The 20,216-nt window shown below is 70.8% G+C and carries 21 protein-coding genes and 1 tRNA gene; 8 read left to right on the top strand and 14 right to left on the bottom strand.

Features of this window, described 5'->3' with window-relative positions; translation table 11 throughout:
- Positions 1-23 precede the first annotated feature (23 nt).
- Positions 24-512, top strand: coding sequence for a sortase (locus ACIPPM_RS04300; RefSeq protein WP_401442748.1), 489 nt, complete (start codon positions 24-26; stop codon positions 510-512).
- 105 nt (positions 513-617) lie between these two features.
- On the top strand, positions 618-1,226 hold the full coding sequence (locus ACIPPM_RS04295; RefSeq protein WP_401442745.1) for a class F sortase: 609 nt from the start codon (positions 618-620) through the stop codon (positions 1,224-1,226).
- A 623-nt stretch (positions 1,227-1,849) separates the two neighbouring features.
- Here the strand turns inward: ACIPPM_RS04295 and ACIPPM_RS04290 are convergent.
- From ACIPPM_RS04290 to ACIPPM_RS04280, 3 genes are all read right to left on the bottom strand, one after another.
- Positions 1,850-2,152 carry a hypothetical protein gene (locus ACIPPM_RS04290; protein WP_401442742.1) on the bottom strand — a complete coding sequence of 101 codons (303 nt, stop codon included), beginning with the start codon at positions 2,150-2,152 and terminating at the stop codon, positions 1,850-1,852.
- A gap of 49 nt (positions 2,153-2,201) precedes the next feature.
- Positions 2,202-2,864, bottom strand: a complete 663-nt coding sequence (locus ACIPPM_RS04285) for an ATP-dependent Clp protease proteolytic subunit (RefSeq protein WP_401442739.1) — start codon at positions 2,862-2,864, stop codon at positions 2,202-2,204.
- 81 nt (positions 2,865-2,945) lie between these two features.
- The gene (locus tag ACIPPM_RS04280) at positions 2,946-3,788 is read right to left on the bottom strand and encodes a thioesterase domain-containing protein (protein WP_401442736.1); all 843 of its coding nucleotides are present in this window, start codon (positions 3,786-3,788) and stop codon (positions 2,946-2,948) included.
- 118 nt (positions 3,789-3,906) lie between these two features.
- On the opposite strand from ACIPPM_RS04280, the gene ACIPPM_RS04275 reads away from it, so the two are divergent.
- A complete protein-coding gene (locus tag ACIPPM_RS04275) occupies positions 3,907-4,200 on the top strand; it encodes a type II toxin-antitoxin system Phd/YefM family antitoxin (RefSeq protein ID WP_401442733.1) in 294 nt (97 codons plus the stop codon).
- Positions 4,201-4,520: 320 nt separating this feature from the next.
- On the opposite strand, the gene ACIPPM_RS04270 is transcribed toward ACIPPM_RS04275, so the two are convergent.
- Together ACIPPM_RS04270 and ACIPPM_RS04265 are read right to left on the bottom strand one after the other, a co-directional pair.
- Positions 4,521-4,594: transfer RNA gene (locus ACIPPM_RS04270), tRNA-Pro, on the bottom strand.
- 77 nt (positions 4,595-4,671) lie between these two features.
- Entirely contained in the window at positions 4,672-5,190 is a 519-nt protein-coding gene (locus tag ACIPPM_RS04265) for a hypothetical protein (protein WP_401442730.1), read from the bottom strand.
- Positions 5,191-5,330: 140 nt separating this feature from the next.
- Between ACIPPM_RS04265 and ACIPPM_RS04260 the strand changes: the two genes are divergently transcribed.
- Entirely contained in the window at positions 5,331-6,491 is a 1,161-nt protein-coding gene (locus ACIPPM_RS04260; RefSeq protein WP_401442728.1) for a Gfo/Idh/MocA family protein, read from the top strand.
- 44 nt (positions 6,492-6,535) lie between these two features.
- Complete coding sequence (locus ACIPPM_RS04255) at positions 6,536-7,540, top strand: Gfo/Idh/MocA family oxidoreductase (RefSeq protein WP_401442726.1); 1,005 nt, start codon at positions 6,536-6,538, stop codon at positions 7,538-7,540.
- Positions 7,541-7,599: 59 nt separating this feature from the next.
- On the opposite strand, the gene ACIPPM_RS04250 is transcribed toward ACIPPM_RS04255, so the two are convergent.
- The gene (locus ACIPPM_RS04250) at positions 7,600-8,469 is read right to left on the bottom strand and encodes a helix-turn-helix transcriptional regulator (protein ID WP_401442723.1); all 870 of its coding nucleotides are present in this window, start codon (positions 8,467-8,469) and stop codon (positions 7,600-7,602) included.
- 124 nt (positions 8,470-8,593) lie between these two features.
- Between ACIPPM_RS04250 and ACIPPM_RS04245 the strand changes: the two genes are divergently transcribed.
- On the top strand, positions 8,594-9,622 hold the full coding sequence (locus ACIPPM_RS04245) for a zinc-binding dehydrogenase (protein WP_401442720.1): 1,029 nt from the start codon (positions 8,594-8,596) through the stop codon (positions 9,620-9,622).
- A gap of 7 nt (positions 9,623-9,629) precedes the next feature.
- Here ACIPPM_RS04245 and ACIPPM_RS04240 read toward each other — a convergent pair whose 3' ends face one another.
- From ACIPPM_RS04240 to ACIPPM_RS04205, 8 genes are all read right to left on the bottom strand, one after another.
- Positions 9,630-10,445, bottom strand: coding sequence for an ATP-binding cassette domain-containing protein (locus ACIPPM_RS04240; RefSeq protein ID WP_401442718.1), 816 nt, complete (start codon positions 10,443-10,445; stop codon positions 9,630-9,632).
- 5 nt (positions 10,446-10,450) lie between these two features.
- Positions 10,451-11,509: an ABC transporter permease gene (locus tag ACIPPM_RS04235; RefSeq protein WP_401442715.1), complete on the bottom strand. Its 1,059-nt coding sequence runs from the start codon at positions 11,507-11,509 to the stop codon at positions 10,451-10,453.
- Positions 11,509-12,528 carry a sugar ABC transporter substrate-binding protein gene (locus tag ACIPPM_RS04230; protein ID WP_401442712.1) on the bottom strand — a complete coding sequence of 340 codons (1,020 nt, stop codon included), beginning with the start codon at positions 12,526-12,528 and terminating at the stop codon, positions 11,509-11,511. Before ACIPPM_RS04230 ends, ACIPPM_RS04235 begins: the two co-directional genes overlap by 1 nt.
- A 146-nt stretch (positions 12,529-12,674) precedes the next feature.
- Entirely contained in the window at positions 12,675-13,571 is an 897-nt protein-coding gene (locus ACIPPM_RS04225; protein WP_401442709.1) for an alpha/beta fold hydrolase, read from the bottom strand.
- 127 nt (positions 13,572-13,698) lie between these two features.
- The gene (locus tag ACIPPM_RS04220) at positions 13,699-15,096 is read right to left on the bottom strand and encodes an amino acid permease (RefSeq protein WP_401442707.1); all 1,398 of its coding nucleotides are present in this window, start codon (positions 15,094-15,096) and stop codon (positions 13,699-13,701) included.
- Positions 15,097-15,387: 291 nt separating this feature from the next.
- Positions 15,388-16,176: an ASCH domain-containing protein gene (locus ACIPPM_RS04215; protein WP_401442704.1), complete on the bottom strand. Its 789-nt coding sequence runs from the start codon at positions 16,174-16,176 to the stop codon at positions 15,388-15,390.
- Positions 16,177-16,275: 99 nt separating this feature from the next.
- Complete coding sequence (locus ACIPPM_RS04210; protein ID WP_401442701.1) at positions 16,276-18,063, bottom strand: FAD-binding dehydrogenase; 1,788 nt, start codon at positions 18,061-18,063, stop codon at positions 16,276-16,278.
- Between the two features lie 175 nt (positions 18,064-18,238).
- Entirely contained in the window at positions 18,239-18,589 is a 351-nt protein-coding gene (locus tag ACIPPM_RS04205; RefSeq protein ID WP_401442699.1) for a (2Fe-2S) ferredoxin domain-containing protein, read from the bottom strand.
- Between the two features lie 124 nt (positions 18,590-18,713).
- Here ACIPPM_RS04205 and ACIPPM_RS04200 point away from each other — a divergent pair, with 124 nt between their 5' ends.
- Both ACIPPM_RS04200 and ACIPPM_RS04195 read left to right on the top strand, forming a co-directional pair.
- A complete protein-coding gene (locus ACIPPM_RS04200; protein WP_401442696.1) occupies positions 18,714-19,667 on the top strand; it encodes a sporulation protein in 954 nt (317 codons plus the stop codon).
- Positions 19,668-19,744: 77 nt separating this feature from the next.
- Positions 19,745-20,200 (top strand): tellurite resistance TerB family protein, encoded by a 456-nt coding sequence (locus ACIPPM_RS04195; protein ID WP_401442694.1) that lies wholly within the window; start codon positions 19,745-19,747, stop codon positions 20,198-20,200.
- Positions 20,201-20,216: the final 16 nt, after the last annotated feature.

The raw sequence follows: 20,216 nt of genomic DNA, 5'->3' as shown, positions 1-20,216 counted from the left end.
CACCGTTCCGTTGGAGGATTCGCATGCGTTACACACACATAGGTGCAGGTATCGGCCTGGCTCTCGGTGCCCTCGGACTGCAGATCCCGGTCGCTGCCGCCGACGACTCGGATGTCCGTGTCTACCCGTGGAACGCCGCCCCGGGCTCCACGGTCACGGTCAGTACGAGCGCCTGCGACCCCGACGCGGACTACGGCAAGGGCCACTCGGAGGTGGGCGGGGATTTCCACCTCTTCGAGGGTGACGAGGAGGGTGAGCTCACCGGCGAGTTCCAGATCCCGGAAGGAGCCAGGGCGGGCAGTGACACGGTCACCCTGAAATGTCCGCCGCTGACCAAGGTCACGGAGACGTACGAGGTCACCGGTCACTCCCCGAAGGGCTCGGTCGACGCCGGATTCGGGCCGTCCGAGGACTCCGGCGTGGGGCTCGCCCTGGGCGGCGGACTGCTGGCCACGGCCGCCGCGGGCGGGCTGGTGCTGATGCGGCGCCGCCCGGACGACGTCCGAGCCTGATCGCCGAGCCTGGCGATGGCACCTGGACTCGGGCTGAGACTCGGACGCCGTATCAGCGCTTCCCGTGATCCGTACCTCTGCGCACGCCTCGGGCTGGCGTGCGCCATGGCGGCGGGTACGGTGCTGCTGATCTCCGGCGTGAGCGAGGAGGGCCCGTCCCAGCGTCGGCCGCCGCAGGCGGGCTCGACCGCTGTGGACTCCGGCCGCCCCCCAGGAGCCACCGCGGACCCGGCCCGCCCTGCGGTCTCCGCGCTGCCGCCCGCGGAGCCGGTCCGGCTGCGGATCGGTGCCATCGGCGTGAACGCGCCGATGGCACGCGTGGGGCTTGACGCGACCGGGGCGCTGCGGGCCCCGGCCGCGTCAGCCCCCGGCGTCGCCGGCTGGTACGGCGACGGCACGGCTCCCGGCTCGGCGGGAACCGCCGTCGCCACCGGGCATGTGGACACCCCCACCGGCGATCCCGGCGTCTTCTACGACCTCGGCGACCTGACCGAGGGCGCGACCATCGAGATCGGCCGAGCGGACCGGCGGACAGCGGTGTTCACCGTCCGCGCCGTCGAGCTTCACGACCGGAAGAACTTCCCCAACGAGAAGGTCTACGGCAGTACCGGCCGACCCGAACTCCGGTTGATCACCTGCGGCGGCCGCTACGTCAAGGGCACCGGCTACCAGAGCAACGTCGTGGTCTACGCGACACTGACCGCGGTGACGTAGCCCGAACGGTTACTCCTCCGTGCGGGGCGCGTTCCGGACCTCCTCCCGGCGAGGCGTGCGGGCGGCGCATAAAGGCGGCGGGAGCAGCCCTGCCGCGGGTCGGCGCGCGCGAGGGGAGCCCACGGCGCGCCCATCCCCATGATGCGCGGACGCGCCATGAGGGAGTCGGGGCGGGGGTGTCGATCCGCCGGTCGATGTCGGCCCCGATCGCATCGAGGGTGGCCGCGAGGCGTCCGCGCTCGGAGATCATCACCGCGGGGGTATACGTCACGTAGGGGCCGATCTCATAGGCGGTGTCCTCGATGTGGACCTGGAGGTCGAGTCGGCCACTGGATGGCCCTGCATCGTCGAGCCAAATTCTGCAGCCGGTCTGGCCGTGGGCGTCGGCCGTCGAAGCCGCCGGGTTCATCCGTGTGCGCAGCGGCGCGTACGCCACGTCCGTCGTCGACGCACGGACGGCCCGGCGCACGGCCAGCGCCCTGGCGGCCCGCGCCCACGCGGAAGAAGTCGAGCGGCAGGTCGCGGATGCACCGGTCCGAGTGGTGGGCCCGGTCACCTTGGGCTCGAGGACGGCCCGGTAGCGGGCCCAGTCCTGCTGCGCGAATATACATCGGGAGGAACCGTCAGGGGGCTGCGTCGGGTGGCGCACCGCCGTCCCGCGGGGGACTGAGGCGCTGGAGAAGGCGGTCTCCCTCCAGACTCTCCAGGGCTTTCGCCATGGTGCGCGCGTGGATCTCCTTCTCGTTCCGTTCGAACATGAGAGCAAGGGCGTCACGCAGCGCCCGCGACTCGGAGACGAGCGCCTGCGCCGCCCGGAGAGCCGTGTAAGTGCCCGTCGTCTGGGCTGGATTGACGCTGCTCAGGCGCCTGAGCACGGCTACGTAGGCATCCATCACGCGGCTCTCGGCGTCGGTGAGGGCCGGCACGCGTGGACCTTCTGAGAACATCACGGACTGACCGCCTGCCTCCGTCTTGTCAGTTGCCGGGGCGCAAATGGCTGGAGCGGGGCGTGATGACCTGGTCCACCAAGCCGTATTCGAGGGCCTGTTCGGCTGTGAGGATCTTGTCCCGCTCGATGTCCTTGCGGATCGTCTCCAGCGGTGTGGACGAGTGCTTGGCGAGCATCTCCTCCATCTGCTCTCGGATGCGGAGGATTTCGTTCGCCTGGATCTCCAGGTCGGAGATCTGACCCCGTCCGGTCTCGGTGTATGGCTGGTGGATCAGCACGCGCGCGCTCGGCAGCGCCATGCGCTTTCCGGGGGTGCCGGCGGCCAGGAGAACGGCCGCACCGGAGGCGGCCTGCCCCAGGCACACCGTCTGGATGTCGGGCTTCACGTACTGCATGGTGTCGTAAATGGCCGTCAGCGCGGTGAAAGAACCGCCAGGGCTGTTGATGTAGAGAGAGATGTCCCGGTCCGGGTCCATCGACTCCAGGCACACCAGCTGGGCCATGATGTCATTGGCCGAGGCGTCGTCCAGTTGCACACCCAGGAAAATGATGCGCTCTTCGAACAGCTTGGCGTAGGGGTCGTATTCGCGAACTCCCTGCGAGGTGCGCTCGACGAAGCGCGGAATCACGTAGCGTCCCTCGGCCTGGGGAAGCTGGGCGGCGGGTCGGGCGCCGGGTCGAAAACTCACGTATTCCTCCGTAGGGTTCGCATGAAAGGGCCTGGTCATGAATGGCGTGAAAGAATTATGGGAATTTCCGGGTCTACGGCTTCACGGCACGGGAGTGATCTGGCGGCAGTCGTCGGCGCTGTGGTCCGCGCGGCTTCGCGGTGCCGCCGTCCAGTCGCCGACCGCGCGGTCGAGGATGCGGGCGATTCCGGGAAGGCGGGCGCCGTCCATCAGTGAGTAGTGCGTCCCCGGGGCCCAGACCGCGGGGACGGGGCGCCCCACGAGCGCGGACCAGCCGAGGCACTCCGGCGCCGCGTTCCACCCGGTCTCCTCCCGGGCCCGGACCATCAGGAGCGGAGCGGCGCACGGGCGGGCCTGCCAGCCCTCGTCGAAGATGCCCTGATGCCAGGTGTAGATGTCCCAGAAGGGGCGCAGGTCCGCGCCCGTCAGGCCATGGGCGTCGCGCGCCGCGGCGATCAGTGCGGCGGCCTCGTCGAGCAGTTCGTCGACCGACCGGGCCCCGGACCCGGACATGTCGATGCCGAACAGTCCGCCGACCTCCGTGGCCAGGTCGGTCGTCCGCCCGCGCAGGGTCTCGTGGGTCGCGCTGTCCAGCAGGATGACGCCGGCCGCGCCGCGACCCTGCTTCTCGCAGAGGCGCGCCATTTCCACGGCGACCGGCCCGCTGAAGGACCATCCGACGAAGACCGGCGCCGAGTCGGGGTCGGCGCTCCGGAACTCCGCCAGGTAGGTCTCCGCTATTCCCTCGATGGAACGAGGCCGGTCGGGGTCGATTCCGGATGCCTGGAAGGCGTAGACGGAGCAGTCCGAGTCGAGATGGGGCTGCAGTGACCGGAACGATGCGGCCGATCCGCTCGCCGGATGGATGAAGACCAGCGCATTCGGGCCGTCGGCCTCCTTCAGGCGCACCAGGTTCCCCCGCACTTAAGGCAACTCCCTCTCGGTCGGCGAGAGGCGCCCCTGCCCCATGTGACGATTCGTCACCTGGGGCCCGAGCGCCCGTCTCAAACGTACAGGACGTACAGAGCGTATGATAGGGATCATGGCCCACGAGATCCCCGTGACGCAAGCCCGGTCCGAGCTGGCGGAACTCATCAACCGCGTTGTCTACGGCGGGGAACACGTCGTCCTGACCCGTCACGGCAAGCCGCTCGTCGCCCTCGTGTCGGCCGCCGACCTGGAACGGCTCGAGTCCGCCACGCAGGAGCGGGATCAGGATCAGGTGATCGGCACGGTCTCCGTCGTCCTGGACTCCCAGTCTCCGCAGGTGGAGAGGAACCAGTACGGCCTGACCGCCGAATACGGAAACCCGCAGGACTCTTACCGGACCCGGTGAACTCGTCGCGCCCGGCCGCTCGCGCGCGCACGGCCCGATCCGCCTACGGCGCGCGCCGGTTGTACAACCGCCCCCTCTGAACGCGCCGAGCCGAAGCCCCCGGCGCGCGGGCGGACCGACCCAACCGGCCCTGCGCTTCTCCACGCCTCATGGACATGACCGCCACCGCGTACCGGACACCGCGTACCGGACCGAACCTGGCGTACCGTCATCGGGCCCGCTCAGAATGTTGGGCCACTGGGCCCGACTGGTCCCCAAAAATGATCAAGGGCCGGTTTCGGATCTCTCCAAAACCGGCCCTGACCTGCGACTGTCTCCAGTCGGGACGACAGGATTTGAACCTGCGACCCCTTGACCCCCAGTCAAGTGCGCTACCAAGCTGCGCCACGTCCCGAGGTGATCCAGCGGAGTGCTCCGCGCGATCACGCAGGTCAACCCTACCGCACCCGCACTGGTGCCCGTACCGACGTGTCATTTGATCAGGGCGTTGGCGATGACCACCACGAAGCCGAGGAGGGCGTCCGCGAGGCCGATGAGGATCGCGGCGGGCCAGCTGCGGGCGGCCCAGCGGGCGGTGATGAGGCCGAGGGTGAAGAGGATGGCGATGTTGAGGTAGAGCGCGGGGTACTCGACGTCGCCCGGCGGCCACCACCCCCAGCCCGCACCGGCCAGCAGGAACACGGTCGGCAGGGTGGCCGCGACGAGCGGCCACTCGTCGCGGAGGACGCGCAGCACCTCGCCCCGGCGCCGGGGGCCGCGCTCGGCGACATGGTGGGCGTAGCCGTGGGCGAAGGCCGAGGCGAACGCGGTGACCAGCACCCACAGGGCGTCGTAGCGGCGGCTGGCCGCCGAACCGTGGCCGTGCTGGGTGAGCGCGGCGACCAGGGAGCTGGCCAGGACGGCGCCGTACACCCCGCCGAACAGGACGGACTCGCGGGTGTCGCGCCGCGGCCGGGGTGCGGCGGTCTCCGTCGTCGGGTCAGCAGCCATGCCTCCCACGATCACCCGGAGCCCGTACCCCCGCACGCCGGTGTGCACCGGTCGGGGGCGTGCACCAGGGTTGACACCCGGCATTTGTCCGCACAAAGGTGGGCCGGGCAGAGGTGGATCTGGTCCGGAGAAGGGCTGTCATGGTGGATGCGCTGGGTGTCGCCGTCGTCGGTTTCGGCTGGATGGGCCGGGTGCACACCCAGGCGTACGCCCGTCTGCCGCACCACTACCCCCGGCTCCCCCTGCGCCCCGAGCTGGTGACCGTCGCCGAGGAGGTGCCGGGGCGGGCGGAGGAGGCGGCCGCGCAGTACGGGTTCGCCACCGCCACCCGCGACTGGCGCGAGGTGGCCGCCGACCCCCGCGTACAGGCCGTCAGCGTCACCGCGCCGAACTTCCTGCACCGCGAGATCGGCGTCGCCATGGCGGAGGCGGGCAAGCACCTCTGGATCGAGAAGCCGGTCGGGCTGAGCGGCGCGGACGCCCGCGCTGTCGCGGACGCGGTCGCCATGGCCGGTGTGCAGGGCGCGGTCGGCTTCAACTACCGCAACGCGCCCGCCGTGGAGGCCGCCCGCGAGCTGATCGTCTCCGGCGGGATCGGCCGTGTCACCCACGCCCGCGTCCGGCTGCTGAGCGACTACGCGGCCCACCCGGACGGTGCCCTGACCTGGCGGTACGAGCGGGACCGGGGCGGCAGCGGGGTGCTGGGCGACCTGGCGTCGCACGGTGCCGACCTCGCGTACTTCCTGCTCGGGGACATCGCGTCGCTGGCCGCCGACACGGCGGTGTTCGTCCCGGAGCGGTCCCGGCCCACCGGTGCCACCGCCGGGCACACCCGCGCGGCGGCCGGTGAGCGCGGGCCGGTGGAGAACGAGGACTACGTGAGCTGCCTGCTGCGCTTCGCCTCCGGCGCCCGTGGCGTGCTGGAGGCGTGCCGGGTGTCGGTCGGTGAGCAGAACAACTACGGCTTCGAGGTGCACGGCACCGAGGGCGCGGTGTTCTGGGACTTCCGGCGGCTGAACGAACTCCGCGTCAGCCGGGGCGGCGCGTACCAGGACCAGCCGGTGAGCACGGTGTACGTCGGTCCGGGCGACGGCGAGTTCGCCGCGTTCCAGCCCGGCGCGGCCAACGCGATGGGCTACGACGACCTGAAGGTCATCGAGGCGTACCGGTTCCTCCGCTCGATCACGGAGGGCAAGCCCCACGGGGCCACGCTCACGGACGCGGTGCGCGCGGCCGGTGTGCTGGACGCGATGACGGTTTCCACGGCGGACCGGGGGTGGGTCGACCTGCCGGTGAGCTGAAGCGCGGCCCCCGTCACAAGCACGAGCGAGGAGTACTCGAGCACATGCGTATCGGAATTCTCGGCCTCGGCCGCATCGGCGCCTTCCACGCCGAGACCCTGTCCGCGCTGGACGCCGTCACCTCCCTCGTCGTCGCCGACCCGGTGGCGGACGCGGCGAAGGCTGCCGCCGAACGGTACGGGGCCCAGGTCGCGGACTCCCCCGAGGCGCTGCTCGCGGCCGGGGTGGACGGCCTGGTGATCGCGGCCGCCACCGACGCCCACCCGGCGCTGATCCGGGCCGGGGTCGCGGCGGGCGTGCCGGTGTTCTGCGAGAAGCCGGTGGCCCGCACGATCGCGGAGGGCGTGGCCGTGCTGGACGCCGTGCGGGACAGCGGGGTGCCGATCCAGATCGGCTTCAACCGCCGCTTCGACGCCGGTTTCGTGGCGGCGCGGGCCGCCGTCCGCTCCGGTGAGCTGGGCACACTGCACACGGTGCGCTCCACCACCCTGGACCCGGCACCACCGCCCGCCGCGTACGTCGCCACGTCCGGCGGCATCTTCCGGGACTGCTCGGTGCACGACTTCGACATGATCCGCTGGGTGACCGGCCGCGAGGTGACCGAGGTGTACGCGGTCGGCGGCAACCGGGGCGCCGCGTACATCGGTGAGGCGGGTGACGCGGACACCACTAGCGCGGTCCTCACGCTGGACGACGGCACGATCGCCGTGGTGTCCAACTCCCGCCACAACGCGCGGGGTCACGACGTACGCATGGAGCTGCTCGGGTTCGCGGACTCCCTCGCGGTCGGCCTCGACGACCGGCTGCCGCTCCGCTCGGCCGAGCCCGGCGTCACCTTCCCCTCCGACACCCCGCACGACTTCTTCATGGACCGCTTCACCGACGCCTACCGCGCCGAACTCACCGCGTTCACCGAGCTGGTGGCCGGTACCCGCCCCTCCCCCTGCACGGTCGAGGAGGCGCTCGAGGCGGGCTGGATCGCGGAGGCGTGCACGCTGTCGCTGCGCGAGCACCGGCCGGTGAAGCTGGCAGAGGTCCGCACCAGCTGAAGGTTCGGGCGCACAGGCCGTCTGCCATCCGCTTAGAAGACCTGCCTCGCCGCCGACCCTCATGACGGGGTGTGCGCGGGCCGGGGTGCGGTCATGTCGAGCAGGAGGAGCGCGTCGTGTTCGGGGGTGCCGGGTTCGGCGGTGTAGACGCCGATGCGCTGGCCGGGGGTGGCTTCGACGTGCAGGACCTGGGAGGTGAGGGTGACCGTGCCGACCTGGGGGTGGTGGAACGTCTTGGTGGCGGGTTTGCGCCGGGTGACTTCGTAGCGCTCCCAGAGTCCGGCGAACTCGGGACTTTTCAGGAGGAGTTCGCCGACGAGCCCGGTGAGGTCGGGGGCGTCCGGGGCGGTGCCGGCGACCGCGCGCAGGCGGGAGACGCAGCCGGTGATCTGCTGCTCCCAGTCGGTGAAGAGGTCGCGGGCCGCCGGGTGCAGGAAGAAGTAGCGGGCGAGGTTGCGCCGCGTGGCGGGCCAGTCGGCGATGCCCGCGTAGAGGGCGAGGCCGCCGGGGTTCCAGGCGAGCAGGTCCATGCTGCGGCTGATGACGTAGGCCGGGTACGGGCGCAGCGATTCGAGCAGCAGCTTGAGGTGCGGGCCTACCGAGCGGCTGGGCGCGGGCGGCGGCTCGGGGGTGTAACGGGCGGCGCGCGCGGCGAGTTCGCGCAGGTGGTGATGCTCCTGGTCGTCCAGGCACAGGGCGCGCGCGAGGGAGTCGAGCACGGCGGGGCTGGGCCGGGTCTCCTTGCCGCGCTCCAGGCGTACGTAGTAGTCGATGCTGATGCCCGCGAGCGTGGCCAGCTCCTCCCGGCGCAGGCCGGGGGTGCGGCGGATGCCCGGTCCGACGGTGAGGCCGACGTGCCGGGGGCTGGTCCGAATGCGGAGGGCGCGCAGAAAGCGACCCAGTTCGGCGCTCTCGCTGTCTGATGCCATTCCCTCAGTCTCCCCCGGCGGGGCGCGTACGAGAGGGGCCCTGTCATGACCCCCGAAGAGCCCGCCCTGCCACCCGGGCGCCGACCGGGCGAAGGTGGGGCTCCCCCCTTCCCCAGGAGCACTCATGCGCGCAGCAGTGATGTACGGAGCCGGAGACGTCCGCGTCGAGGACCGGCCCGACCCGAAGATCGTCAAGCCCACCGACGCCGTGGTCCGCACCGTCGCCGCCTGCGTGTGCGGCAGCGACCTGTGGCCGTACGCCTCGATGCCCGCCACCGGCACCGGCCGCCCCATGGGCCACGAGTTCCTCGGCGTGGTCGAGGAGAGCGGCGCGGAGGTGACCGGGCTGAAGGCGGGTGACCTGATCGTCGCCCCCTTCACCTACTGCGACAACACCTGCGACCACTGCGTCCGGGGCCTGCACATCTCGTGCCGCGACGGCGGCCGGTACGGCTTCGACGGCGTCGACGGCGGCCAGGGCGAAGCGGTCCGCGTGCCGTACGCGGACGGCACCCTGGTGAAGCTGCCCGTGGCCGCCGACTCCGCCCTGGTGCCCTCGCTGCTGGCCCTCTCGGACGTGATGACCACCGGGCACCACGGTGCGGTCACGACGGGCGTCGGACGCGGCGACACGGTGCTCGTCATCGGAGACGGCGCGGTCGGACTCTGCGCGGTGATCGCGGCCCGGCGGCTGGGTGCCGAGCGGATCGTCCTCGCGGGCCGCCATCCACAACGGACAGACCTGGGCAGGGAGTTCGGGGCCACCGATGTCGTCGCCGAGCGCGGTCCGGAGGGCGTCGCCCGTATCCGCGACCTCACCGGCGGGGTCGGCAAGGTGATCGAGGCGGTCGGCACCCGTGAGGCCCTCGACACCGCCCTGGGTACGGTCCTGGACGGCGGCACGATCAGCCGCCTCGGCGTCCCCCAGTACGAGCAAGGGCCGCTCGGCCGCACGGAGTTCCGGCGCAACATCACCCTGACCGGCGGAGCGAGCCCGGCCCGCGCCTACATCGAGCACCTGCTGCCCGACGTCCTGGACGGCACGATCGACCCCGGCCGCGTCTTCGACCGCCGATTCGCCCTGGACCAGGCGCCGGACGCCTACCGGGCCATGGCGGACCGCCGAGTCCTCAAGGCACTCATCCGGCCGTGAGCCGACATCACGGCAGCTCCGCCACATCCACTCCCCGCACCTGCGCCAACTCTTGCTTGAGCGCCGTGAGTTCCGTGCCGCCCGCCATGTGGTCGGTGAGGTCCTCCAGGGTGATGTCGCCACGGGCCGCGCTGAGTTCGAGGGTGCCGAGGCGGAGCACGCTGAAGTGGTCGCCGACCATGTAGGCGTGGTGGGGGTTGTGGGTGATGAAGATGACGCCGAGACCTCGTTCGCGGGCGGCGGCGATGTACTTGAGGACCACCCCGGACTGCTTGACGCCGAGCGCGGCGGTCGGCTCGTCCAGGATGAGCACGCGGGCGCCGAAGTGCACGGCGCGGGCGATGGCCACGCACTGGCGCTGGCCGCCGGAGAGAGTGCCGATGGGCTGCTCCAGGTCGTCCAGGGCGATGCCCATCTCCCGGAGTTCGCGGTCGGCGGTCTCCTTCATCCGGGCGATGTCCAGACGGCGCAACGGCCAAGGTCCTTTGGTGAGTTCGGAGCCGAGGAAGAAGTTCCGCCAGACCGGCATCAGCGGGATGGTGGCGAGGTCCTGATAGACGGCGGCGATGCCCTTGGTGAGGGCGTCGCGTGGGCTGTCGAAGCTCACCGGCTCGCCGTCCACGAGGAATTCGCCCTCGGTGTGCCGGTGCAGCCCCGAGATGATTTTGATCAGAGTGGACTTGCCCGCGCCGTTGTCGCCGAGGACGCAGGTGACCCGTCCGGCGTGCACGGTCAGGTCGACGTCGTGCAGGGCGCGTACATTGCCGTACGACTTGCCCGCGTCGCGCAACTCCACCAGCGGGGCGCTCTGTTGGTCGGTCATCTCACTCACCTCCGGGTCGCTGTGCGCTGGACCCACAGATTGATCAGGACGGCGCCGAGCAGCATCACGCCGAGGAACGCCTTGAACCAGTCGGGGTTCCAGCCCGCGAAGACGATGCCTTGGTTGACCATGCCGAACATGAACGCGCCGAAGACCGGCCCGATCGCGGACCCCGAGCCGCCGGTGAGCAGACAGCCGCCGATCACCGCGGCCGCGATGTAGATCAGTTCCTGGCCGACGCCCTCGCCGGACTGCACGGTGTTGAACGCGAACAGGTTGTGCATGCCGACGAACCACGCGCCGAAGCTGACCAGCATGAACAGCGTGATCTTGGTGAAGTCGACCCGGACACCGACCGCGCGGGCGCTCTCCTTGCTGCCGCCGACCGCGAAGATCCAGTTGCCGTACTTGGTGCGCAGCAGCACCCAGGTGGCGAGCGCGGCGAAGGCCAGCCAGTAGAAGACGGTGATCTTCACCTGGACGCCCCCGATGTCGACCGAGGACGCGAAGACCGCCTTGGCCTGACCGAAGCCGTCCATGTCACTGATGTCGTCGGTGGCGACATTGCCGGTGACCAGTTTGGTGACGGCGAGGTTGACGCCCTGGAGGATCAGGAAGGTGCCGAGGGTGACCAGGAAGCTGGGCAGCCCGGTGCGCACCACCATCCAGCCGTTGAACGCACCGATGGCCAGGCAGAGGACGAGGGAGACGAGGACGCCGGTCCAGGCGTTCACCGTGAGCTGGTAGCTGAGCATGCTCGCGGTGAGCGCGGAGGTGATGACGGCGACGCCGGAGGACAGGTCGAACTCCCCGCCGATCATCAGCAGGGCGACCGGCAGCGCCATCAGCCCAATGGTGGAGCACTGGTAGAGCACGGTGGCCATCGAGTCGCCCTGGCGCAGCGAGGGCGCCACGATGAGGAAGAAGACCAAGACGGCCAACGCGCCTAGGAACACGCCCACTTCGGGCCGGGCCAGCAGCCGCAGCGCGAGCGGACGCCCGGCGCCCGGTGCCGGACGGGACACGGGAGCGGACGCTGGTTCCGTCTGCTCGGCGGTACTCATCAGCGGGTGCCCTTCGCCGCGAACTCGGCGACCCGGTCCACGTTGGACTTGTCCACGAAGGCCGGACCGGTGAGCACCGGCTGCTCGCCGCCCCCGCTGTAGTTGCCGTTGTTCTTGTACAGCCACAGCGAGTCGACGGCCAAGTAGCCCTGGAGGTAGGGCTGCTGGTCGACGGCGAACTCGATGGTGCCCTTCTGGATGGCGCCGGTGAGGTCCTTGTTGAGGTCGAAGGTGGCGACCTTGGCCTTGCCGCCCGTCTCGGCGACGGACTGCACGGCGGTCAGCGCGAAGGGGGCGCCGAGGGTGACGACATGGTCGAGGGAGCTGTCCTGCTTCAGCTTGGCGGTGATGGTGGACTGCACGGAGGGCCGGTCGGTGCCGTTGACGTACAGCGTCTCGGTCTTGCCGGAGAAGGTCTTCTTCACGCCGTCGCAGCGCTGGGTGAGGCCGACATTGCCCTGCTCGTGGATCACACACACGATCTTCTTGGCGCCGACCTCGTTCAGCTTCTTGCCGAGCGCCTCGCCCGCGACGCTCTCGTCCTGCCCGAAGAACTGGAGCAGTCCGAGCTTCTTCCAGTCGCTGAGCCCGGAGTTGAGGCCGACCACGGGTATCTTCGCCGCGTTCGCCTTGGCGACGACGTCCTTCATCGCGCCGGGCTTGGCCAGGGTGAGCGCGATGCCGTCCACCTTCTGGTCGACGGCGTTCTGCACAAAGTTGGCCTGGTTTCCCGCACTGGGGTCGGCGGAGTAGACGAGCTTGATGTTGTCCTTGGCGGCGGCCGCCTCTGCGCCCTTGCGGACGATGTCCCAGAAGGTGTCGCCGGGCGACTGGTGGGTGACCAGCGCGACCGTCATCCGGGGGGTGTCGGCCTTCCCGGCCGGTGCCCCCGATCCGCCCTCCGCCGCCTTCTTCCCGCCGGAACCGCTGGAGCAGCCGGCGAGGGCGAGGGCTGCCGCGGCGGCCACTGCCACGACGGCGACCGGTCGGCGCGAGCGCGAGCGAGAAGAGCGGTCCATCTGTCGTGCACCTCACTGTGCTGGGAAGGGTGAGCGCTGTTGCGTCGGGACGGGATACAAGTCCCTGCACCGTCCGCTGTCAATGGTTTGTCCAGACATGCCGACCGGGTCAGGTCAGGATGTAAGCGCAAAGGGGCATTTCCCGGTCAGCGGGTGACCGGGGCCGACTGGGCGAGCTGGGCGAGGACGCGGGCCGCCGGTGCCGGGTCGACCAGCCACTTCAGATGGCTGCCCGCGAGGGTGCGTACGTCGTAGGGGTTGTCCGGGGTCAGCTCGTCGCCCTCGCGGATCAGCCGGTCCTGGAGGGCGAGGGGCATGCTCGCGTCGTCGGCAAGGCGGACGTAGGTCTTCGGTACCCGGCCCCAGGTGCCGGCCCGGGCGCGGTCGGCCGCGGTGCCCGCGTCGAGGTTCTCGTCGGGCTGGAAGGTGTTGAGGAAGACGAGGAACTCGTCGTCGGTGCCGTCCGCGAGGAAGGCGGCCTTGAGCGCGGCGAGGGCTTCCGGGTCGGCGGTGCGGAAGTTGACGCGGAGCAGGCCCAGCTCGGCCGGGTTTCCGGCCAGCGCGAGGGCGAGCGAGGCGGGGTCGGCCGTGGCCATCTCCGGCTCGGCGTAGTACTGGCTCGCCTCCAGCGCGACCGGGGCCCAGGCCGAGACGTACACCAGCCGGTCGATCAGGTCCGGCCGGGCGTTGGCGGCGGCGGTGGCCGTGACGCCGCCCCGGCTGTGCGCGACGAGGACGACGGGGCCGTTCGCCTTGGCCCGCTCCAGCACCCCGATCAGATGGGCGGTGTTGTCGGCGAGGGTGACGCCCTTGATCGCACCCGGCGCGGTGGCCAGTCCCTCCGGGTCCTGCGGTGCCTGGTAGGCGTGCGTATACGTGGCGGCGAACCCGTGGCCGGGCAGGTCGACGGCGACCGAGCGGTGCCCGAGCAGCCCCAGCTCGGCCTGGAGCGGGGCGAAGGAGAAGGAATTGGCGAAGGCGCCATGCACCAGTACGAACGTCGGCTGCACCGTCTGCTCACTCCCACCCGCGAGGCCCGTCATCGGTGGGCCACCGTACGCAGTCGAAGATCACCGGCACTAGCGGTAGGAGGCGATCCGCTTGTGCGGGTGCCGGGTACGACGAAGCCCGGCGGTCTCCAGGGGAGGCCGCCGGGCTTCGGGTGGCTGATCAGCCTTCGGAGCGGCGCCGCCGTCCGGCCATCACGGCGTAGACGAGGATGCCGACGAACAGGAACAGCACGCCCTGGTAGACCGCCGCGTAGCCCGCGCCCGCGACCAGCCAGATGGAGAAGCCCGCGGCGACGGCGGCGATCACCATGTCGCGCACCAGTCGCCGTCCGTCGACGGCGTCACGGCGGCCGGACGCGAGGTGGTAGAGCTGCGCGGCCGTGGCCAGCAGGTAGGGGACGGTCGCCGTGAAGGTGGTGACCAGCACCAGCACCTCGAAGACGTGCGCCGAGCCCGCCATGAAGTTGTAGACGGTCAGCAGCGAGGACAGGACGACCGTGACCCCGACGCCGACGGTCGGCACCCCGCGACGGCGCCGCGTGAAGGCGGCCGGGAAGAGCCCGTCGCGCGCGGCGGCGTACGGGGTCTGCGCGCTGAGCAGGGTCCAGCCGTTGAGGCAGCCGGTCATCGAGACCAGCGCGGCGAGCGCCACGGCCCAGCCGCCCCAGGTGCCGCCGAACATCGAGTTCACGGCGTCGGAGAACGGCGCGGTCGACTTCACCAGGCTGCTGTGGGAGACGGTGCCGAAGACGGAGACCGTACCGAGGAGGTAGACGACGGCGGCGCCCACGGTGCCGATCACGGTGGCCCGGCCGACGTTGCGGCGGGCATCGCGGACCTCGCCCGCGCTGACGGCGGCGGACTCCACACCGAGGTAGGAGTACAGCAGCAGCGCGGCGGAGGCGGAGATGGCCCCGAGCGGGCTGCCCCCGCCCGCGTTGAACGGGCCCAGCTTGTCCGGGTCGAAGAAGAACAGTCCGCCGACCGCCACGAGCAGCAGCGGTACGAACTTCAGCACGGTGGAGACCAGCTGTACGGCGCCGACCCAGCGGGTGCCCGCGAAGTTGGCGAGCGCCGGCAGCCACTGGATGACCAGGGCGGCCAGGCACGCGGTCCAGCGGTGGTGGCTGACCGGGATCAGTACGTCGAGGTAGCCCACGGCGGCGACGGCGAGCGCGGCGTTGGACACCCAGGTGGTGATCCAGTACGCCCAGGCCGCGAGGAACCCGGCGAAGTCGCCGAACGCCTCGCGGGCGTAGACGTACGGGCCGCCGGTGCGCGGGTCGCGCTGGGCGAGGCGGCCGAAGACCAGGGCGAGCGCGATGGCGCCGACCGTGAGGACGCCGAGGGCGACCAGGCTGACCGTGCCGTAGGGGGCGACGGAGGCGGGGAGCAGGAAGATGCCTCCGCCGATGATGTTGCCCATGACCAGGGCGGTGGCGACGGGCAGCCCGAAGCGGCGGGCGTGCTTGTTCGCGTTGCCGCCCGGCTCCTCGGCCGGGGCGCCGAGGGGGCCCGTCGCCGGAGCCGACGGCGGAGCGGTCCCGGTGACCTGCATGGCTGGGGGTTACCTCTCGCGGAACTGGCCGTGACCGGGCCAGAGGGGGACGGGCGGTGACCTGGCTCACGGAAAAGGCCAGGTGAGCGGCCCTCCCGGGGCACCGGGCCGAGCCCTATGGTCGGTGATGCCCCGAGTCGCCGCCAAATCGCCGCTTCTTGTCCCGTCCCGTCCACGTGATCACGCAAAAACCGCGCTTACGGGGCCTTGACACCGGCAGATATTCACCCCTGCCGTCGAATCCGTGTTTGGCTTCAGCTGGGACTGGCGGGTGATCTGGCGCAGAGGTGCTCAGGTCCGGAAGGTGATCACGTCGACTTCGTCCGTCCCCGCCAGCTCCGGGTAGTGGCGCGTGAGGACTTCCCGGAGTTCGGCCGCGGTCGTCAGCGCCTCGGCCCGGGCGTCCTGGTCGGTGAGGTCGCTGACCAGGCAGTGCCTGATGTCGGTCACCTCCGCCGACAGGACGACCTCGGGGTCGCTCTCGAACACCAGCCGGGCCGGTCCGAGCTGGGCGGGGTCCCGGAAGCGGGTGGTCCTGGTCTTGGCGCCGGAGCGGACGTCGTCGAGATAGCGCGGGTTGAACCGGATGACCGGCGGACCGGCCGACTCGGGGTCCTGGTAGAGCGACGGGTCGAGCTCCTGCATGCCCTCCGGGGTCCATCGCTGGGTCAGCGGCATCAGGTCGGCGGCGAGCACGGACCTGAGCCCCGCGGGCGTGGGCACGATGACGCGCATGGTGGGGTAGTAGTCCGCGAAGACCTGCCGATCGCGCCCGCACGGGCCGACGACCCCGCGCCCGTGGTTTCCCACGGCGACGATGCAGCGCATCTGGCGGGCGCCCTGAGCTCGCGCGGCCCCCAGCGCCACGAGTTCGGCGCAGGGGCCGCCGGTGAAGTGGTAGAGGTTCACACCGGCGAACATCCGGTGGTCGGCGGCCATGACCGCGGCGCCCATCGTGTGGGTCCCGTCCTCGTCGGGCCCGGCATCGGTGTGCGCGTCGATCGTGCGGCGCGCCAGCTCCACGAGCTCACGCTCGTCGTCATCGAGAGCTCGCGCGGATGACGGTACGTACACGTTCATAGCCTTCCCCTACACCGACGGTCACCGCAGAGCATTCCACGCCACATAGGTGGACTCCACGGGATTTCGGCTCGCCCCGGCCGGGACCATGTGGGCTGCTCACACAGCCGTCGCTGCGGCGGCCGCCCGGCCCGCCTGGCGTCCGGAGAAGAGGCAGCCGCCGAGGAAGGTGCCCTCCAGCGAGCGGTAGCCGTGCACTCCCCCGCCGCCGAAGCCCGCGACCTCCCCGGCCGCGTAAAGCCCCGGAACCGGTTCGCCGGAGGCGTTCAGCACGCGCCCGGAGAGGTCGGTCTGGAGCCCGCCGAGGGTCTTGCGGGTGAGCACGTTGAGCCGTACGGCGATCAGCGGGCCCGCCGACGGGTCGAGGATCTTGTGGGCGGGGGCGGTCCGGCTGAGCGAGTCCCCGATGTAGGAGAGGGCGTTGCGGATGCCCATGACCTGGACGTCCTTGGTGTACGGGTTGTCCATCTCCCGGTCGCGGGCCTCGATCTGCCGCTTCAGCCGGGCCAGGTCGATCAGGTTGTCGCCGGTCAGCTTGTTCATCCCGGCCACCAGCTCGGACAGCGTGGTGGCGACCACGAAGTCGGCGCCGTTCTTCTTGAACTTCTCGATCGGTTCGGGCGTCTGCCAGATCCGGGACAGCAGCTGCCAGACGTTCTTGTTGGTGAGGTCCGGGTTCTGCTCCGAGCCGGACAGCGCGAACTCCTTGGCGATGATCTTCTGTGTGGTCACGAACCATGAGTAGTCGTGGCCGGACGCGGTGATCGAGCCGAGAGTGTGCAGCGTGTCGTATCCGGGGATGTCGGGGGTGCCGAAGCGCTTGCCGGTGGCGTCGAACCACATGGAGGACGGCCCGGGCAGGATGCGGATGCCATGGCCGGGCCAGATCGGGTCGTAGTTGCGCAGCCCCTCGGTGTAGTGCCACATCCGGTCGGGGTTGACGATCCGCCCGCCCGCTCGCTCGGTGATGGCGAGCATCCGCCCGTCGACGTGCGCGGGCACCCCGGTGACCATGTTCTTGGGTGGCGTCCCGAGCCGGGCGGGCCAGTTCTGGCGTACGAGGTCGTGGTTGGCGCCGATCCCGCCGGAGGTGACGACCACGACCGGCGCCCGCAGCTCGAACTCCCCGATCGCGGTACGGGAGCTGGGCCTGCCGCGGGCCGCGCCGCTGGGTTCGAGCACGGCACCGCGTACGCCGGTCACGACACCCCCGGTGGTGACGATGCCGTCGACCCGGTGCCGGAATCTGAAGGAGACCTTCCCGGCCGCCACGGCCGCCCGCACCTTCTTCTCGAAGGGCTCGACCACGGCCGGACCGGTGCCCCAGGTGACATGGAAGCGCGGCACCGAGTTGCCGTGCCCGTCCGCGAGGCCGCCGCCGCGCTCGGCCCAGCCGACGATCGGGAACCACTGCACACCCAGCCCCGCGAGCCAGGACCGCTTCTCCCCGGACGCGAAGTCCACATACGCCTCGGCCCACTTGTACGCCCAGTGGTCCTGGCCCGCCGGATCGTCCACGCCCCGGTCGAACCCGGCGCTGCCCAGCCAGTCCTGCCAGGCCAGGTCGCGGGTGTCCTTGACGCCCATCAGCCGCTGTTCGTCGGAGTTGACGAAGAACAGCCCGCCGAACGACCAGAACGCCTGCCCGCCGAGACTCGCCTCGGGTTCCTGGTCCAGCAGCAGCACCTTGCGTCCGGCGGCGGCGAGTTCGGCCGTGGCGACCAGTCCCGCGAGGCCATGTCCGACGACGATCGCGTCCGCGTCCTGCGCCTCCCCGGCGAACGCCGGGAAGGCATGGGCGGCCAGCGTGGCCCCGGCGAGCATCCCGCCGGTGACGGTGAGGGCGCGGCGACGGGTGATCCCTGCGGGAGCGATGGGGTGGTCCATGGCTGCCTTTCGTCAGAGTTTCGTCCACGGGGTACCGGCGGTGCGGGTGACGAACGAAGGCCGACGAGGCGGGGAGGACGTGCTGACGGTCGCCGTCGGCAGGTGTTACCGACGGTAGCCCAGGGGGTGCGGGGGGACCAGGGGTGTGCGTCAACTCCGTTGTGCCATAGGCGAGTTACGGTCGACGTGGGGGCTTGAAGGCGTACAGCTCGAGGATGTCCGGCAGCGGGGCGACACCCGGTCCGCCGTCCCGCACCCAGCCGAGGACGTCCTCGGTGGCGTCGGGGTCGTTGACGAGGCCGAGCCACACCGGCCGGCCCCCGGCGGTGCGCCCGGCGGCGGAGGGCTGGACGACGATCACATTGGCCTGGTCGCACACGTCGAGGCACTCGGAGATTCGTATGGGCGCACACTCGGCGAGCCGGGCGGTCTGCGCGGCATGGTCGACCCCGGTCACCTTGGGACTGCCGCAGCAGCAGTCCCGGCACACCACGATCCGGCAAGGGGCGGGCTTCATCTCGGGCATGCCGTGATCGTCGCATCCGGGCTGGTGGAACGTCAGTGCCACCCCGGTTCGTCGGTGGACCGGGCCCCCGACCCGGCCTATGCTTCTACACACTTGTAGAAGCAGGAAAGGGAGTGGACGCCACATGGTGTTCAAGAGGCTGCTCGGCTCGCTCGGCGTGGGAGGGCCCGCGGTGGACACCGTCCTGGACCCCGGTGCCGTGCTGCCCGGCGGCACACTGTCGGGAGAGGTCCGCCTCACGGGCGGGTCCGCCTCGGTCGACGTCGACCACATCACGCTGGAACTGGTCGCCCGGGTGGAGGCCGAGCACGCGGATGGTGAGAGCGAGGGCTCGGTCGTCTTCGAACGGTTCAGCGTGGGCGGCGGGTTCCGGCTCGGGGAGGCTGAGCAGCGCGCGGTGCGGTTCGACGTTCCGCTGCCGTGGGAGACCCCGGTCACCGAGTTGTACGGGCAGCCGCTCGGCGTCGTGCTGGGCGTGCGTACCGAGTTGGCGGTCACCGGGGCGCGGGACAAGGGCGACCTGGACCCGCTGGCCGTCCGTCCGCTACCGGCCCAGGAGGCGGTCCTGGAGGCGTTGGGCCAGCTGGGCTTCGGCTTCAGGTCGGCCGACCTGGAGTACGGCCGCATCGGCGGTACGGGCCAGCGACTCCCCTTCTACCAGGAGATCGAGCTGACCCCAGCGCCGCAATTCTCCAACGAAGCAAGCGAGTTCGAGCTGACCTTCCTCGCCCACTCCGGTGGCATGGAGGTCGTGGTGGAGGCGGACAAGCGGGGCGGCTTCCTGGGCGGCGGCCATGACACGCTCGGCCGGTTCACGGTCACCCACGACACCGCGGGCGTGGACTGGAACACGCTGGTCGACGGCTGGTTCCGCCAACTGCTGCAGAACCGGGGCGCGGTGTACGCCGAGCCCCATCACGTCCACCACGAAAGCCGCCACGGCTCCGGCCCCGGCATGGGTACCGCTGTCGCGGCGGGCGCGGCCGGACTGGCGGTCGGTGTGGTCGGCGGCATGGTCGCGGCCGAAGTCGTCGACGAGGTGGGCGACTTCTTCGAGGGCGACGAAGACGAGGGCTGAGGAACTTCCCTGCGACGAGGGACACTTGGGGGCCGGGCAGTGGCACGGCTCCTTCCGTTTCGAGATCTGGAGTGATCATGGCCCTGTGGGACCGATTCAAGGAATCCGCCGCCACCATGCAGACGCAGCTGGTGGCACGGAAGAACGACCTCAAGAGCGGTGCCTTCCGCGACGCGTCGATGGCGATGTGCGCGCTGGTGGCGGCCGCCGACGGCACGGTGGACCCGTCCGAGCGGCGCCGGGTCGCCCAACTCATCGCCGGTAACGAGGTGTTGCAGAACTTCGATGCGATGGATCTGCAGCGCCGGTTCGAGGACAACCTCGGCAGGCTGACCGCCGACTACGACTTCGGCAAGGTCAGCGTGCTCCAGGAGATCGCCAAGGCGAAGAAGAAGCCCGCCGAGGCGCGTGCCGTCATCCAGATCGGCATCGTGATCGGCGGCGCGGACGGCGACTTCGACAAGGACGAGCAGGCCGTGGTCCGCGAGGCGTGCTTCGCCCTCGGCCTGCCGCCGCACGAGTTCGACCTCTGAGACGCCGAGTTCCGCG

It is taken from the genome of Streptomyces sp. NPDC090119 (assembly GCF_044747085.1).
Lineage (GTDB): Bacteria > Actinomycetota > Actinomycetes > Streptomycetales > Streptomycetaceae > Streptomyces.
This window is presented reverse-complemented; position numbering and strand designations above follow the sequence as displayed.